Source organism: Streptomyces sp. NPDC030183 (genome assembly GCF_055573455.1).
The window spans coordinates 219184-233677 of record NZ_JBVIBK010000007.1; the positions used below are offsets into that span (position 1 = coordinate 219184).

Genomic DNA, 14494 nt, shown 5'->3' on the forward strand with positions numbered 1-14494 from the left:
GCGGCGCGGGGAACTGCGCGGCCGGCCACGACGCACCCGCGGCCGTCAACGCACCCACGCCCCAACGGCGAGGACACGCACCCACGCCCCTACGGCGAGGACACGCACCCGGCCCTCAGCCGGCCCCTCAGTTCAGCCGCGCCCGAGCCGCCCCCGCCTGCCGCCGCACCCGCTCCGCCGCGGCCTCGTCCACCCCGGCCACCACCTCCGCGTACGCCTCCAACTCGGCGGCGCCGCGCAGGAAGTCCCCCCGCAGCACCAGCAACTGCGCCCACTCGTACCGCAGCCGCGCCGGGTGCGAGGGCAGGGCGAGTGACAACTCGATCGCCCACAGGGCCACATCCGACCGCTCCGGCCGGGCCGCGGCCCACGCCCGCACGTTGTTCAGGACCCGCAGCACCACGTCCAGCGGATCGGCCGGCCGCAGCATCCCCGGCTCCAGCGGACCCCCCGTCGCCCCTGCGACGAGCGTCTCCGCGTCGCTCCCGCTGAGCACCCGCCCCCCGTCGAACGGATCGGCCAGCACCTGGTCCTCGGCCGGCCCGAACCCCACGACGAAGTGCCCGGGCAGCGCTACCCCGTACACCGGAGCGCCCGCCCGCCGGGCCACCTCCATCCACACCACCGACAACAGGATCGGCAGGCCACGCCGCCGGTCCAGCACCCGGTGCAGCAGCGACGACTCCAGCCGCTGGTAGTCCGCGGCGGAGCCGCGGAACCCGCACCGGTTCCCGAGCAGCCCCGCCAGCGCGAGCGCCCACGCGCGCGGCCCGCCGGGACGGTACGGCAGCAGCCCCGCGAGCCGGTCGAGTTCGATCTGCGCGGCGTCGAGGCCGGCGTCGTCCAGGGTCCCGTCGCCCGCGGCGCCCACGAGCAGACAGAGCGTCGCGAGGTCGGGCCGCTCGGCCCGCGCCTCCGTGGCGAACCGCCGCAGCACCTCGGCGGCCCGCTCCGGCTCCGGAGGCAGGGGCGCACGCATGTCGGGGTGCTGCCCGCTCATGACGGCCGGGACGAATCGGAACGGCCCCCGGTCCCCTCAGGCGCCCTACCCCCGGCCCCCTCGGACGCCCCGCCCTCGGTCGCGCCGTCCCCCGGCGCCCGATAGTGGTGATACGCATGGTGCGCGGCGAAGCCCATGCCGTCGTACAGCGCCCGCCCGCCCGCGTTGTCCGTCTCGACCTGGAGCCAGCCCGCCGAGGCCCCCTCGTCCAGCGCCCGCTGGGCCAGCGCGGCCATCACGGTCGTCGCGAGCCCCTCCCTGCGCCGTGCCGGATCGACCTCCACGGCCGCGAAACCGGCCCACCGCCCGTCCACGACGCACCGTCCGATCGCCGCGGGCGCGGCCCCCTCGGCCCCCGGCACCGTCGCGAACCACACCGAGGGCCCGCTGCCGAGCACCTTCAGCGCGACCTCGCCGACCCCCTTGCGCCGGTAGCGGCCGAGCCACGCCTCGTCCGCCGTCCGGGACAGCCGTACCCCGGGCGCCTCCCGGTCCGCGACCGGCGCGAGCGCCCCGATCCACAGCTCGGCGGTGACCTCCCGGGTCCACCCGCGGTCCTCGACCTCCGCGCAGAGCAGCTCCTGGGTGCCCTCGGCGCCCGTGGCGAGCTGAAGGTAGGCGGGCAGCCCCCGGGCCGCGTACCAGCCGCGTACGGCCGTCAGCGCCTCGTCCAGGGGTATGCCGGGGTCACCGAGGGGCAGCACCGAGTTGGCGCGGCGGGTGAAGCCGGAGGCGGCCCGCAGCTCCCAGCCGCCGAGCGTCTCCCGCTCGACGGGCTGCCAGGCACGCGCGGAGACACGCGCCAGTTCCCCGTACGAGGCCGCGGGCCCCCGTCGGCGGGCGGGCGCGGCGGGCACCACTTTCCCCGCCACCAGCGACGACTCCTCGATCCGCACGCGCTCCCCGTCCCTGCGGGTGATCAGCAGCACGCCGTCGTCCCATGATGTGAGAACACCAACCGTGTCGGTGAATTTCCGACCCGCGACGGCCTCCTCGGCAACCCGCCGCACGGAGACGCGTTTTCCCACGTCAGCGGCGGAGACACGGATCTCGAGACGTCCACCGGCAGAGATTTCCACAGGTCAGTTCACCCCTCCTGTTCGGATCATGCCCAGGAACGGAGATACTAGGTGCGGGCATCGACGACGCCGCGCTCCCGCGCGCCAGGCGGCGGAGCCTGAGGAGGCCCGCCAGCGCCCTATCGAGGAGGAACGACAGCGTGACCTACGTCATCGCGCAGCCTTGTGTCGACGTCAAGGACAAGGCGTGCATCGAGGAGTGCCCGGTCGACTGCATCTACGAGGGTCAGCGATCCCTCTACATCCACCCGGATGAATGCGTCGACTGCGGTGCCTGTGAGCCGGTGTGCCCGGTCGAGGCGATCTTCTACGAGGACGACACTCCGGAGGAGTGGAAGGACTACTACAAGGCGAACGTCGAGTTCTTCGACGAGCTCGGCTCTCCCGGCGGTGCGAGCAAGCTCGGTCTGATCGAGCGCGACCACCCCTTCATCGCCGCCCTGCCGCCGCAGGCCTGAGGCAGCGACGCCGCGGGCCCGCCCGGCCGGCGGCCCGCGCCCAGCGCCGCCTCGGTCCCGTACGGTCCGATCACATGATCGCCGTACGGGACCGAGGCGTTCGCCGTACGAGCAGTGCGTACGCCCACGTCCCAGCACATGGGAACGTACGTACGAGAAAGTGAGCCAGATCCCGTGTCCGCAGTCAGCGATCGTCTCCCGACCTTCCCCTGGGACAAGCTGGAGCCGTACAAGGCGACGGCCGCCGCCCATCCCGGTGGCATCGTCGACCTCTCGGTGGGCACCCCGGTCGACCCGGTGCCCGAGCTGGTCCAGAAGGCGCTGGTGGCCGCCGCCGACTCACCGGGCTACCCGACCGTCTGGGGCACCCCCGAGCTGCGGGACGCGATCACCGGCTGGGCCGAGCGCCGCCTCGGCGCCCGGGGGATCACCCACCGCCACGTCCTGCCGATCGTCGGCTCCAAGGAACTGGTCGCCTGGCTCCCCACCCAACTGGGCCTCGGCCCCGGCGACCGGGTCGCGTACCCGCGCCTCGCCTACCCGACGTACGAGGTGGGCGCCCGCCTCGCCCGCGCCGGGTACGAGGTCTACGACGACCCGACGGAGCTCGACCCCGAGGGCCTGAAGCTCCTCTGGCTGAACTCGCCGTCCAACCCCACCGGCAAGGTCCTCTCGCAGGAGGAGCTGACCCGGATCGTGGCCTGGGCCCGCGAGCACGGCGTCCTGCTCTTCTCCGACGAGTGCTATCTGGAGCTGGGCTGGGAGGCGGACCCCGTCTCGGTCCTGCACCCGGACGTCAACGGTGGTTCGTACGAGGGCATCGTGGCCGTCCACTCCCTCTCCAAGCGCTCCAATCTGGCCGGCTACCGCGCGGCCTTCCTGGTGGGCGACCCGGCCGTCCTGAACCCGCTCCTGCAGATCCGCAAGCACGGCGGCATGATGACCTCCGCCCCCACCCAGGCCGCCGTGGTCGCCGCCCTCGGCGACGACGCCCACGTCCGCGAACAGCGCGACCGCTACGCCGCCCGCCGCGCCGCCCTGCGCGACGCCCTGGAGCGCCACGGCTTCCGCATCGAGCACAGCGAGGCCAGCCTCTACCTCTGGGCCACCCGCGACGAGTCCTGCTGGACCACGGTGGCCCACCTCGCCGACCTGGGCGTCCTCGTGGCCCCCGGTGACTTCTACGGCTCCGCGGGCGAGCACCACGTCCGTGTCGCCTTCACCGCCACGGACGAGCGGGTCGCGGCGGCGGTGGCCCGGCTCACCGGGGCGTAACCCGCACGGCACGACCGAAGGGGCCCGGGGGAAACCCCGGGCCCCTTCGGCGGCTGGAGCGGGTGTCAGGCCCAGTCGGCGCCGAGTCAGCCGAGCGGGCTCTTGGCCGGCAGCTTGCCCGTCGGCAGGCCGCCCTTCGCGACGGAGTCCGTCGGCAGCCCGCCCTTCGTCGCGCCCTTGGCCGCGTCACCCAGGGCCGCCCCGGCGGTGCCCGCGGTGTCCCCGGCGGTCTTCTGGGCCACGGGGGTCGTCTTCTTGACGGTCTTGCCGCCGGTCTTGCTCACGCTCGGCAGGGTCTCCTTGGCCGCCTTGCCGCCCACGTTGCTCGCGACGCCGGTGACGCTCTGCGTCGCGCCGTCCACGGTGTTGCCGGCGTTCGCCCCGTCCACGGCGGACAGACCGCCCAGGTCCGGGGTGGCCGGGAGTTCGGGCGCCGCGCTCGCGGAGCCGGCCGCACCGACCACGGAGGCCGCTCCCGCTGCGGTGAGCAGCGCGGCATTGGCGATCCGGCGGGTCAGGGGGAGGGACATGGTGCTCCTTTGACGGAAGAGAACGGTGAAGTGTCCGGCCGTTCCCGGGTGTTGACCGCCGAATGGCTGCCGGCGTGATCGTTCCGGGCTCGGACGCAGTGACTACCGCTCGAACTCCGCGAAGGTTGCGGCGGCCCGACGTAAAGAGTTGGCAATGCGTCGCATTATCGAATGCGGACATAAGCGCATGAACGGCATGCGGTCCGACTGTCTGCCGAATCCTTACGGCCCCGTACTCCCAAGGATTTCGAAGAGGCGGAGACGAGCAGGGGAAAACCCGCGTGCCGCGTCCACCCGACGCGCCGCGCATACCCCCGACGGGTGAGCCCTCACCCCCGCTGTCCAGGGACGATTCGGACCCGCCGCCCAGAGGGGTCCCGGGGTCTCGGGACCCCTACCGTCCGGTGACGATGCGGACCTCGGCCGTGGAGCCGCCCGCCGCCGCGGCCTTGCGCCACGCGCCGGCCCGGCCCTCGGCGACCCACTCCCGCCCGGCGTAGGAGACGCGCTCGACGCCCAGCCGGGAGGAGTTCGCCACCGCCCAGTGCGCCAGCTCCCAGCCGCGCCGCCGCATGGCGTCGGGGCCCCCGGCGTCCGAGACGGGGATCGTCAGTGCCGGGACCGCCGGGCTCGGACCGCCCCCGGCCGCCGGCGGGGCGCTGGAGGCACCCGAGGCGGTCGCGGAGGCGGCGGAGCCCGAGGACTTCACCACGGCCCCGGCCGTCTCGAACATCTTCTTTCCGAAGTCCCGCGCGAGGGCGCCGCGCACCGCCTCGGGGCCGCCGCCGTACGCCGTCGCGGACGCCTCCAGGCGCCCCTCGCAGGTCAGCGTGGCCGCCGCCCGGCCGGTCAGCGCGGCGGCCAGCAGCGCGGCGTCCGGCTCGTGCTTGGCGTAGGCGTCCGGGTAGCCGCTGCGCTGCACCTTCTGGGCGGCCACGGTCAGCGGCAGCTTCTCGTAGTCCGCGACCTTCACCAGGTGCTCGTAGAACTCGCCCGCCGCGTACACGGGGTCCTGGATCTGCCGCTCGGTGCCCCAGCCCTGCGACGGGCGCTGCTGGAACAGCCCCAGCGAGTCGCGGTCGCCGTGCGCGATGTTGCGCAGCCCGGACTCCTGGAGGGCGGTCGCCAGCGCGATCGTCACGGCCCGCTCGGGCAGGTCGCGGGAGGTACCGACGGCCGAGATCGTCGCCGCGTTCGCCGCCTGCTCGGGGGTGAACTCGTACGACGTCCTCCTGTCGTCGGCCGACACCACCTTGCACTTGGGTGTGCCGTTGCCCCCGGTCAGGTACTGCATGGTCAGATACGCCCCCAGCGCGAGCAGCACGACGAACGCCGCCGCGAAACGCAGGAAGCAGCCACCGCGCCGACGAGGGCCGGGATGAGGAGAAACGGTGTACGACTCTGGCACGCCGTACAAGGTACTGGAGGGTAACGGGAACGCGCCCCGGGTTGTGGACAACCTCTCGGCGGGCGCCCGAACCGGTCGGCGGCCGGGACCGCGGGGGCGGCGCGTTAGGGTCGAGGGCATGGCCGAGACCCCGATTGACCTCACGCTGGACGCCGCGCGGCTGACCGCGCAGCTCGTGGACTTCCCCTCCGAGAGCGGCACCGAGAAGCCGCTCGCGGATGCGATCGAGACCGCGCTGCGCGCCCTGCCGCACCTCACGGTCGAGCGCTACGGCAACAACGTCGTCGCGCGTACGCACCTGGGGCGGGCGGAGCGGGTGATCCTGGCCGGCCACATCGACACCGTGCCCATCGCGGACAACGTCCCCTCCCGCCTCGACGAGGACGGCGTCCTGTGGGGCTGCGGCACCTGCGACATGAAGTCCGGCGTCGCGGTCCAGCTGCGCATCGCGGCCACGGTGCCGTCCCCGAACCGCGACCTGACCTTCGTCTTCTACGACAACGAGGAGGTCGCCGCCGAGCTGAACGGCCTGAAGCACATCTCCGAGGCGCACCCCGAGTGGCTGGAGGGCGACTTCGCGGTCCTCCTGGAGCCCTCCGACGGCCAGGTCGAGGGCGGCTGCCAGGGCACCCTGCGGGTCCTGCTGCGGACCAAGGGCGAGCGCGCCCACTCCGCCCGCGGCTGGATGGGCTCCAACGCCATCCACGCGGCCGCCCCGATCCTCGCCCGCCTCGCCGAGTACCAGCCCCGCTACCCGGTCATCGACGGCCTGGAGTACCGCGAGGGCCTCAACGCGGTCGGTGTCTCGGGTGGCGTCGCCGGCAACGTCATCCCCGACGAGTGCGTGATCACGGTCAACTTCCGCTACGCGCCCGACCGTACGGAGGACGAGGCCGTCGCCCACGTCCGCGAGGTGTTCGCCGACTGCGGCGTCGAGGAGTTCGTGGTCGACGACCACAGCCCCGGCGCGCTGCCCGGCCTCTCCCACCCGGCGGCCGCCGCCTTCATCGAGGCGGTCGGCGGCATCCCCTCGCCCAAGTACGGCTGGACGGACGTCTCCCGCTTCAGCGCGCTCGGCGTCCCCGCGGTCAACTACGGCCCCGGCAACCCGCACCTGGCCCACAAGCGGGACGAGCGCGTGGAGACTGCCAAGATCCTCGCGGGGGAGGAGCGCCTGCGGGCCTGGCTCACGGCGTGAGGCGCCACAGGGATTCGGCCGGTGGACCGCTGGAGATGAATCACCGCATATCGGCGGGCATCGGAACGCGTCGGTGACGGATCGCGGGGGGACACGCTCGCGTCCCCCGTCCGTGACCCGCGTGGATCTACGCTGAACCGAACCACCAGCACGGCGGAGGGAGCGGACATGGCGACCGGCAACCCCGAGGGCAAGAACCAGCCACCGGAGGAGCAGCGGCTTGGGCCGGTGCTGCGCAGACGCACCCAGGTGCAGGCGAGCACGACCGACCAACGACTGCTGGACGCGGGCGGCCCCTCGGACTGGGTCCACACCGACCCCTGGCGGGTCCTGCGCATCCAGTCCGAGTTCATCGAGGGATTCGGCACGCTCGCCGAACTCCCGGCCGCCATCAGCGTCTTCGGCTCCGCCCGGACGCCGGTCGACTCGCCCGAGTACGAGGCGGGCGTCCGGCTCGGCCGCGGCCTCGTGGAGGCGGGCTTCGCCGTCATCACCGGCGGTGGCCCCGGGGCCATGGAGGCGGCCAACAAGGGCGCCCTCGAAGCGGGCGGCACATCCGTCGGACTGGGCATCGAGCTGCCCTTCGAACAGGGCCTCAACCCGTACGTCGACATCGGCCTCAACTTCCGCTACTTCTTCGTCCGGAAGATGATGTTCGTCAAGTACGCGCAGGGCTTCGTGGTCCTCCCCGGCGGCCTCGGCACCCTCGACGAACTCTTCGAGGCCCTCACCCTGGTCCAGACCCAGAAGGTGACCCGCTTCCCGATCGTCCTCTTCGGCGAGTCCTACTGGAGCGGCCTGGTCGACTGGCTCACCCACACGCTCGTCGCCCAGGGCAAGGCTGCGGAGAAGGACCTGACCCTCTTCCACGTCACCGACGACGTGGACGAGGCGGTGGCCCTGGTGTCGAAGGAGGCGGGCCGCTGACCGCGCCCGCCCACCCGTGAGGGGGAAGCGGGGGCGCGTCCTCCGCTTCCCGGTCGGGCGGAACCGCTACGCCAGCCCCCGCCGGGCCACCGCCGGAGCGCGATGCCCGGCGATCGCGCCCACCATGTCGAGCACCTGCCTGGTCTCGGCCACCTCGTGCACCCGGTACACCTGAGCCCCCAGCCACGCCGACACCGCGGTCGTGGCGAGCGTCCCCACGACCCGCTCCTTCACCGGCCTGTCCAGCGTCTCCCCGACGAAGTCCTTGTTGGACAGCGACACCAGCACCGGCCACCCCGTGTCCACCATCTCCCCCAGCCGCCGGGTCGCCTCCAGACTGTGGCGCGTGTTCTTCCCGAAGTCGTGCCCGGGATCGATCAGCACGGACTCCCGGGGCACCCCCAGCGACACGGCCCGCTCCGCCAGCCCCACGGTCACCCGCAGGATGTCGGCCATGACGTCGTCGTACTCGACCCGGTGCGGCCGCGTCCGGGGCTCGGCGCCCCCCGCGTGCGTGCACACCAGCCCCACCCGGTACCGCGCCGCGACCTCCGCCAGCCGCGGGTCGACGCCGCCCCACGCGTCGTTCAGGAGATCCGCCCCGGCCTCGCAGACGGCCTCCCCGACCTCGTGCCGCCAGGTGTCGACGCTGATGACCACTTCGGGGAACCGCCGCCGCACCTCGGCCACGAACCCCACCGTCCGCCGCGCCTCCTCCTCGGCGGTCACCTCCTCGCCGGGCCCGGCCTTCACCCCGCCGATGTCGATGATCGCGGCGCCCTCGGCGACCGCCTGCTCCACCCGTGCGAGCGCCGGCTCGTCGTGGAAGGTCGCCCCCTGGTCGTAGAAGGAGTCGGGGGTCCGGTTCACGATCGCCATGATCACCGGCTCGTGCGTGCCGAATTCCCGCCTGCCCAGCCTGAGCATCCGCTGCGCCCTCTCCCAGTACGTCCCGCCGATTGACCGCCCGGCCCACCAGCCTGCGACCTTAACTGTCAGACTCGCATGGCACGATCGGAGCGGACACAGTCGAGGGGACCCCAGCGATGTTCATGTTCTTGTTCCTGGTCGTCGCGCTCGCGGTCGTGGTGGCCGCGGTGACGCTCGCCGTGGTGGGCGGCGGCGAGAGCGCGGCCCTGCCCGAGGCCACGGCCGAACGGCTCCAGGACCCGCTGCCGGCCGACCGCCCGGTCAACCGCGCCGATGTCGAGGCCCTCCGCTTCCCGGTCGCCGTCCGCGGCTACCGCATGGTGGACGTCGACGACGCCCTCAGCCGGCTCAGCGCCGAGATCGCCGAGCGGGACGCCCGGATCGCCGACCTGGAGTCCGCGCTCGCCGGCGCCCGCGCGGCGACCATGACGTCCCTGCGCAAACCGGAGGAGGGCGAGCACCAGTGAGCGACGGCACCGCCCTCGCCGGCCCCGACGGCGCCCCGCGCTGCCCCTGGGCCCTGTCCACCGAGGACTACGTGGCGTACCACGACGAGGAGTGGGGCCGCCCCGTCCACGGCGACGACGCGCTGTACGAGCGGCTCTGCCTGGAGGCGTTCCAGTCCGGCCTCTCGTGGATCACCATCCTGCGCCGCCGCGAGGGTTTCCGCGCGGCCTTCTCCGGCTTCAAGATCGCCGACGTGGCCGCCTTCACCGAGGCCGACGAGGAACGCCTCCTCGCGGACCCCGGCATCATCCGCAACCGGGCCAAGATCGAGGCCACCCTCGCCAACGCCCGCGTGCTCGCCGACTGGGCCCCCGGCGACCTGGACACCCTCATCTGGTCCTTCGCCCCCGATCCCGTCGGCCGTCCGGCCCCGAAGACCCTCGGCGACGTCCCGGCGGTCACCCCCGAGTCCACCGCCCTGTCCAAGGCCCTGAAGAAGCAGGGCATCCGCTTCGTCGGCCCGACCACGGCATACGCGCTGATGCAGGCGTGCGGCCTGGTGGACGACCACCTGGCGACCTGTGTGGCGCGAGGGGCGCCCTTGTAGGGAGGGCGCCGGGGGAGCGGCCGCCCGGGCGGGGTCTCAGCGGCCCAGGTACTTCGGCGTCCCCTTCTCCACGAACGCCCGCACGGCGATCGCGTGGTCCTCCGACGCCCCCGCCCGGGTCTGGAGCTCGTCCTCCTTGTCCAGCGTCTGGGCCAGCGAGTGCGAGAAGCCGTACGCCATGGCCTCCTTGATCGCCGCGTACGCCACCGTCGGCCCCTCGGCCAGCATCCGCGCCACCTGCTCGGCCGCCTCCGGCAGGGAGGCCGCGGGGACGACCCGGTTGGCGATCCCCAGCTCGTACGCCTCCTGGGCCTTGATGCTGCGCGGGAAGAGCAGCAGGTCGGCGGCCCGGCCGGGCCCGATGACGCGTGGCAGGGTCCACGAGACCCCGGAGTCCGCGGTGAGGGCGACCCCGGCGAAGGACGTGTTGAACGCGGCCGTGTCGGCGACGACCCGGTAGTCCGCGGCCAGCGCGAAGCCCAGACCGGCACCGGCGGCGACCCCGTTCACGCCCGCCACCACCGGCTTCGCCATGCCGGCGATGGCCTTCACGATGGGGTTGTAGTGCTCCCTGACCGTGGACATGACCTGCGTCGAGTCCTCGATGAGCAGCCCGATGTGCTCCTTCAGGTCCTGCCCCACGCAGAAGGCCCGGTCCCCGGCGGCGGTCAGCAGCACGGCCCGTACCGCGTCGTCCCCGGCGGCGGACTCCACGGCCTCCCGCAGCGCGACCTTGGTCGCGATGTTCAGCGCGTTCATCGCCTCGGGGCGGTTCAGCGTGATCGTCGCGAGTCCGTCGTGCACCTCGTAGAGCACGGTGTCGGCCATGGCGGTTACCCCTCCGGTGTCGCGGCTGGTGACGTACTGGTCGGTACGCCCTGCGTCACAGCACAGCATGTCGGAGATCAACGACGGTGGCGCGGGCCGGACGTGTGACCTGCGTCAAAGAATCACGATCGGCGGAGCGGCGACCGAGGTCCGTGCGGTGGCGCAGTATCGCAGCCACATCGCCGAATTGGGTGGTTTTGCTCGCGCGCGTTGCCCAAGCGATGCCTACTGATGTTGGTCATCGGGTCGTGAGATGCGGGATAATGGCCTGGAAGCAATGTGTTCGATGCCGGTGTCGCGTGTCCCCAGGTGGGCCCGCGCCTGCCCTCCAGGGCCGTCGGCTTTGGCGATGAGCTGGTTTCAGGAAGGGGAACGAGCATGGCGGCCATGAAGCCGCGGACGGGCGATGGCCCGCTCGAGGTGACCAAGGAGGGGCGGGGCATCGTCATGCGCGTTCCGCTCGAAGGCGGCGGTCGGCTCGTCGTCGAGCTGACCCCTGACGAGGCCGACGCCCTCGGCGACGCCCTCAAGAAGGTCGTCGGCTGACGCGCGTAGCGACCCATGACTCCTCAGTGCCCCGGCACCGCCCCGCGGTGGTGTCGGGGCACTGTTGTACCGGGCGTACCTGGTGAACGGCGGGGGCGGGGCGGAAGCCCTCAGCGCTTGACCGCGCAGAGCAGCCCGTCGCCCACCGGGAGCAGGGAGGGCACCAGCTCGGGGCTCTCGCGGACCGTGCGCAGCAGCTCCCGCAGACGTATGACCTCGGTGGGCTGGGGGCCCGAGTCGACGGTGCGGCCGTTGGCGAAGACACCCTCGAAGGCGACCAGGCCGCCGGGTCTGAGCAGGCGCAACGATTCAGCGAGGTAGTCGAGGCTCTCCAGCCGGTCACCGTCGCAGAAGACGAGGTCGTACCCGGAGTCCGCGAGCCGGGGCAGCACGTCGAGGGCGTGGCCCGGGATGAAGCGCGCCCGGTTGCTGGCGAAGCCGGCCGCGCGGAACGCCTGCCGGGCGAACTGCTGGTGCTCCGGCTCCGGATCGACGGTGGTCAGCACGCCGTCCGGTCGCATGCCGTGCAGCAGGTGGATGCCGGAGACGCCGGTCCCGGTACCGATCTCCGCGACCGCCTTCGCGTCCACGGAGGCCGCGAGCATGCTCAACGCGGCGCCTGTGCCGGGCGACACCGAGCGCAGCCCTGCGTCCCGAGCCCGGTCACGAGCCCAGCGCAGCGCGTCGTCCTCGGCGACAAAGGCGTCGGCGAACGCCCAGCTCGTCAGCCGGTTGCCGGTAATGACCCTCTCCTTATGTACCCACGGACACCTGGGCGTGACTGTATCCGTTGCCGCCGGGAACCTGCTGATGGGACCGGTCGTTTAAAGGGATGAGTGAGTGACGGGGGCCGCGACGGGGGTCAAGTGATGGATCGGTACGGCGAGCAGGCGCCGGTGCAGGTGCTGACAAAGCCATATGAGCCGGATCGGCCGGATCAGCCGTATGAGTCACATGGGCACACATCAAATTCTCGTAAAACCGCTTATCCGGAGCTAACGGGCGAGGTGGCTATGGTAGGGGCTCCACTGGACACCACCAGAGCCGATAGGGGAGGTGCGGCTGCGCCTGTGGATCGGGGAGGAGTGCTGCGGCGCTTCCTCGGATCGGCGGGTAGGCCGAAATCCGTGAACGACACCGCTGACCACGCCCACGCCGACGCTGCCGCCGCACCCGGAGCGCAGACTGCGACCTTCACCACGGACGCGCACGCGCAGGCGTGGACTCCGCCCACCTGGGAGGAGATCGTCAGCACCCACAGCGGCCGGGTCTACCGCCTCGCCTACCGCCTGACCGGCAACCAGCACGACGCCGAGGACCTCACCCAGGAGGTCTTCGTCCGCGTCTTCCGCTCCCTGTCGACCTATACGCCGGGCACCTTCGAGGGCTGGCTGCACCGCATCACCACGAACCTCTTCCTGGACATGGTCCGGCGCAAGCAGCGCATCCGCTTCGACGCCCTCGGCGAGGACGCGGCCGAGCGCCTGCCCAGCCGCGAGCCCACCCCCCAGCAGATCTTCAACGACGCGCACTTCGACGCCGACGTGCAGCAGGCCCTCGACACGCTCGCGCCGGAGTTCCGCGCCGCCGTCGTCCTCTGCGACATCGAGGGACTGTCGTACGAGGAGATCGCCGCGACCCTCGGCGTCAAGCTCGGCACCGTCCGCTCCCGGATCCACCGCGGCCGCTCCCAGCTCCGCAAGGCCCTCGCGCACCGCTCCCCGGAGGCCCGGGCCGAGCAGCGTCGCGGCTTCACGGTGCCGCGGGTGCCCGCGCTGGGAGGAGGGGGCGCGACCGCGTGACTGGATCCCGGCCCACCCCCGCTGAGCAGCATCTGGGAGACCGACTCTCCGCCCTGGTCGACGGAGAGCTCGGTCATGAGGCGCGCGAACGCGTCCTGGCACATCTGGCCACGTGTCCGAAGTGCAAGGCGGAGGCGGACGCACAGCGCCGTCTGAAGAACGTCTTCGCGGAGGCCGCCCCGCCGCCTCCCTCCGAGAGCTTTCTGGCCCGGCTCCAGATGCTCCCGGCGGGCGGCGACCTCGACGGCGGCTCCCCGCTGGACGGCGGAGGCTTCGGAGGAAGACTCCGGGGGACGCCCGGCGGCCCCGGGCTCCCGCTCGACTCCTCCGACACCAGGGACTTCGCCGACTTCGCCGTCTTCGGCCCCGGCGGGGACTCCTTCGGATACGCCCCCTCGGGCCCGCACAGCGGCGCCCTCTCGCCCTCGGAAGGCCGTGGGCTGCTCGGTGGCCGTGGCCTGACGGGCGGACGGGGTTTCCTCGGTGACCGGGGTTTCCTCGGCGGTCTGGGCTTCCTCGGCGACCGAGGAGCGCTGGACGGAGGATCCGCGTCCGGTGACCGCGGCTTCCTCGGCGCAGGCGGCGGGCTCTCCGCCGACGGCGACAGCGGCGAGGGCCGGCAGGACACGGCCTCGAAAGAACGCGGAGCCACGGGTGACCGCGGCTTTCGGATCCACGACGTGAGCAGGCACGAGGCCGAGCGCTCGGCCTCACGCGGCATGCGGTTCGCCTTCGTGGCGGCCGGCGCGGTGTCGCTGGCCGCGATCGCACTGGGCGGCATGAGCACCGGGGTGCCGGCCGAGACGGTGGACGCCCGCGGCGGCGCCGGCTCCGGCAGCAATGTCACGCCCCTGCGGACCCAGACCACCGGGGCGGCCACGAGCCCCGAGGCGCAGCGTCGCCGAGGGACCGTGGGCCCCCTCCTCGGGCAGGGCCAGCGGGCCGCGGAGGTGCCGGTGGCGCCGACGGAGGTCTCCGCGCCCCTGCTGCCCGGGATCCCCGCGCCGGGCGGTCAGCCGCGCCAGGCAGCGAACCCGCTGACCACGCCCGTCCTGGCGGACGCGGCCGTCATGTCCCCGCTCATACGTCCGCTCACCGCGGCCCCGCCGCTCCACCTGACCACGTGGTCACAGGCGCCCGAGGTCGCCGCTCCGGGCCTGCTGAGGGCCCCCGACACCACCTCGTCTCCCACTCCCACCTCCCCTGCCCTCCGCTGACCCCGAGTTCTGCGCGCCGGCCCGCGAACCTGGTTGAATCCAAGGTGGGCCGTGTCCGCTCAGGCCGGTTCCGGCCGGCGGCACTCGGCGAACGGTGGGCGTCGGGCCGGTCCTCGGGACGGGCCCCAGGTGTGGGGAGAACATGAACGAGGGGAAGCCCGCGAAGGGGAAGTGGTGGAGCCGACCCCGAGCGCAGGGCGCGGGGGCCGGGACGACGGGGGACCACAGCGGGCCTTCGGGGG

General features: G+C 72.9%; 17 protein-coding genes. 10 read left to right on the forward strand and 7 right to left on the reverse strand.

Going from position 1 to position 14494, the window contains the following annotated elements; all coding sequences use genetic code 11:
- Positions 1-127: 127 nt before the first annotated feature.
- Entirely contained in the window at positions 128-1000 is an 873-nt protein-coding gene (locus ACZ4Z2_RS10910; RefSeq protein ID WP_468074523.1) for a transglutaminase-like and tetratricopeptide repeat-containing protein, read from the reverse strand.
- Positions 997-2079, reverse strand: a complete 1083-nt coding sequence (locus ACZ4Z2_RS10915) for a GNAT family N-acetyltransferase (RefSeq protein ID WP_468074526.1) — start codon at positions 2077-2079, stop codon at positions 997-999. Before ACZ4Z2_RS10915 ends, ACZ4Z2_RS10910 begins: the two co-directional genes overlap by 4 nt.
- Positions 2080-2219: 140 nt before the next feature.
- On the opposite strand from ACZ4Z2_RS10915, the gene fdxA reads away from it, so the two are divergent.
- Positions 2220-2537: a ferredoxin gene (fdxA, locus tag ACZ4Z2_RS10920; RefSeq protein WP_004926152.1), complete on the forward strand. Its 318-nt coding sequence runs from the start codon at positions 2220-2222 to the stop codon at positions 2535-2537.
- Between the two features lie 174 nt (positions 2538-2711).
- Positions 2712-3812, forward strand: coding sequence for a bifunctional succinyldiaminopimelate transaminase/glutamate-prephenate aminotransferase (locus ACZ4Z2_RS10925; protein WP_468074528.1), 1101 nt, complete (start codon positions 2712-2714; stop codon positions 3810-3812).
- A gap of 86 nt (positions 3813-3898) precedes the next feature.
- Here ACZ4Z2_RS10925 and ACZ4Z2_RS10930 read toward each other — a convergent pair whose 3' ends face one another.
- Together ACZ4Z2_RS10930 and ACZ4Z2_RS10935 are read right to left on the reverse strand one after the other, a co-directional pair.
- Positions 3899-4342 carry an ATP-binding protein gene (locus tag ACZ4Z2_RS10930; protein WP_468074530.1) on the reverse strand — a complete coding sequence of 148 codons (444 nt, stop codon included), beginning with the start codon at positions 4340-4342 and terminating at the stop codon, positions 3899-3901.
- A 394-nt stretch (positions 4343-4736) separates the two neighbouring features.
- A complete protein-coding gene (locus ACZ4Z2_RS10935; protein ID WP_468074532.1) occupies positions 4737-5750 on the reverse strand; it encodes a VldE C-terminal domain-containing protein in 1014 nt (337 codons plus the stop codon).
- A gap of 118 nt (positions 5751-5868) precedes the next feature.
- Here ACZ4Z2_RS10935 and dapE point away from each other — a divergent pair, with 118 nt between their 5' ends.
- Both dapE and ACZ4Z2_RS10945 read left to right on the forward strand, forming a co-directional pair.
- Positions 5869-6948, forward strand: a complete 1080-nt coding sequence (gene dapE, locus ACZ4Z2_RS10940) for a succinyl-diaminopimelate desuccinylase (RefSeq protein WP_468074534.1) — start codon at positions 5869-5871, stop codon at positions 6946-6948.
- A gap of 168 nt (positions 6949-7116) precedes the next feature.
- Positions 7117-7875, forward strand: a complete 759-nt coding sequence (locus ACZ4Z2_RS10945) for an LOG family protein (protein ID WP_055520441.1) — start codon at positions 7117-7119, stop codon at positions 7873-7875.
- A 66-nt stretch (positions 7876-7941) separates the two neighbouring features.
- Here ACZ4Z2_RS10945 and folP read toward each other — a convergent pair whose 3' ends face one another.
- Positions 7942-8802, reverse strand: coding sequence for a dihydropteroate synthase (gene folP / locus ACZ4Z2_RS10950; protein ID WP_468074536.1), 861 nt, complete (start codon positions 8800-8802; stop codon positions 7942-7944).
- Between the two features lie 119 nt (positions 8803-8921).
- Here folP and ACZ4Z2_RS10955 point away from each other — a divergent pair, with 119 nt between their 5' ends.
- Positions 8922-9272 (forward strand): DivIVA domain-containing protein, encoded by a 351-nt coding sequence (locus ACZ4Z2_RS10955; protein WP_468074538.1) that lies wholly within the window; start codon positions 8922-8924, stop codon positions 9270-9272.
- A complete protein-coding gene (locus ACZ4Z2_RS10960; protein ID WP_468074540.1) occupies positions 9269-9859 on the forward strand; it encodes a DNA-3-methyladenine glycosylase I in 591 nt (196 codons plus the stop codon). Before ACZ4Z2_RS10955 ends, ACZ4Z2_RS10960 begins: the two co-directional genes overlap by 4 nt.
- A 36-nt stretch (positions 9860-9895) precedes the next feature.
- Here ACZ4Z2_RS10960 and chcB read toward each other — a convergent pair whose 3' ends face one another.
- Positions 9896-10687: a 2-cyclohexenylcarbonyl CoA isomerase gene (gene chcB, locus ACZ4Z2_RS10965; RefSeq protein ID WP_468074542.1), complete on the reverse strand. Its 792-nt coding sequence runs from the start codon at positions 10685-10687 to the stop codon at positions 9896-9898.
- Here chcB and ACZ4Z2_RS10970 point away from each other — a divergent pair.
- Positions 10686-10919, forward strand: a complete 234-nt coding sequence (locus ACZ4Z2_RS10970) for a hypothetical protein (RefSeq protein ID WP_468074544.1) — start codon at positions 10686-10688, stop codon at positions 10917-10919. The two genes, chcB and ACZ4Z2_RS10970, sit on opposite strands and share 2 nt — an antisense overlap.
- 146 nt (positions 10920-11065) lie before the next feature.
- Entirely contained in the window at positions 11066-11233 is a 168-nt protein-coding gene (locus tag ACZ4Z2_RS10975; RefSeq protein ID WP_003966491.1) for a DUF3117 domain-containing protein, read from the forward strand.
- Between the two features lie 110 nt (positions 11234-11343).
- On the opposite strand, the gene ACZ4Z2_RS10980 is transcribed toward ACZ4Z2_RS10975, so the two are convergent.
- Positions 11344-11961 (reverse strand): O-methyltransferase, encoded by a 618-nt coding sequence (locus ACZ4Z2_RS10980; protein ID WP_468074697.1) that lies wholly within the window; start codon positions 11959-11961, stop codon positions 11344-11346.
- A gap of 357 nt (positions 11962-12318) precedes the next feature.
- On the opposite strand from ACZ4Z2_RS10980, the gene sigE reads away from it, so the two are divergent.
- Positions 12319-13035: an RNA polymerase sigma factor SigE gene (sigE, locus tag ACZ4Z2_RS10985; RefSeq protein ID WP_468074699.1), complete on the forward strand. Its 717-nt coding sequence runs from the start codon at positions 12319-12321 to the stop codon at positions 13033-13035.
- On the forward strand, positions 13032-14252 hold the full coding sequence (locus ACZ4Z2_RS10990; protein WP_468074546.1) for an anti-sigma factor family protein: 1221 nt from the start codon (positions 13032-13034) through the stop codon (positions 14250-14252). The genes sigE and ACZ4Z2_RS10990 overlap by 4 nt, the downstream gene beginning before the upstream one ends.
- Positions 14253-14494 lie beyond the last annotated feature (242 nt).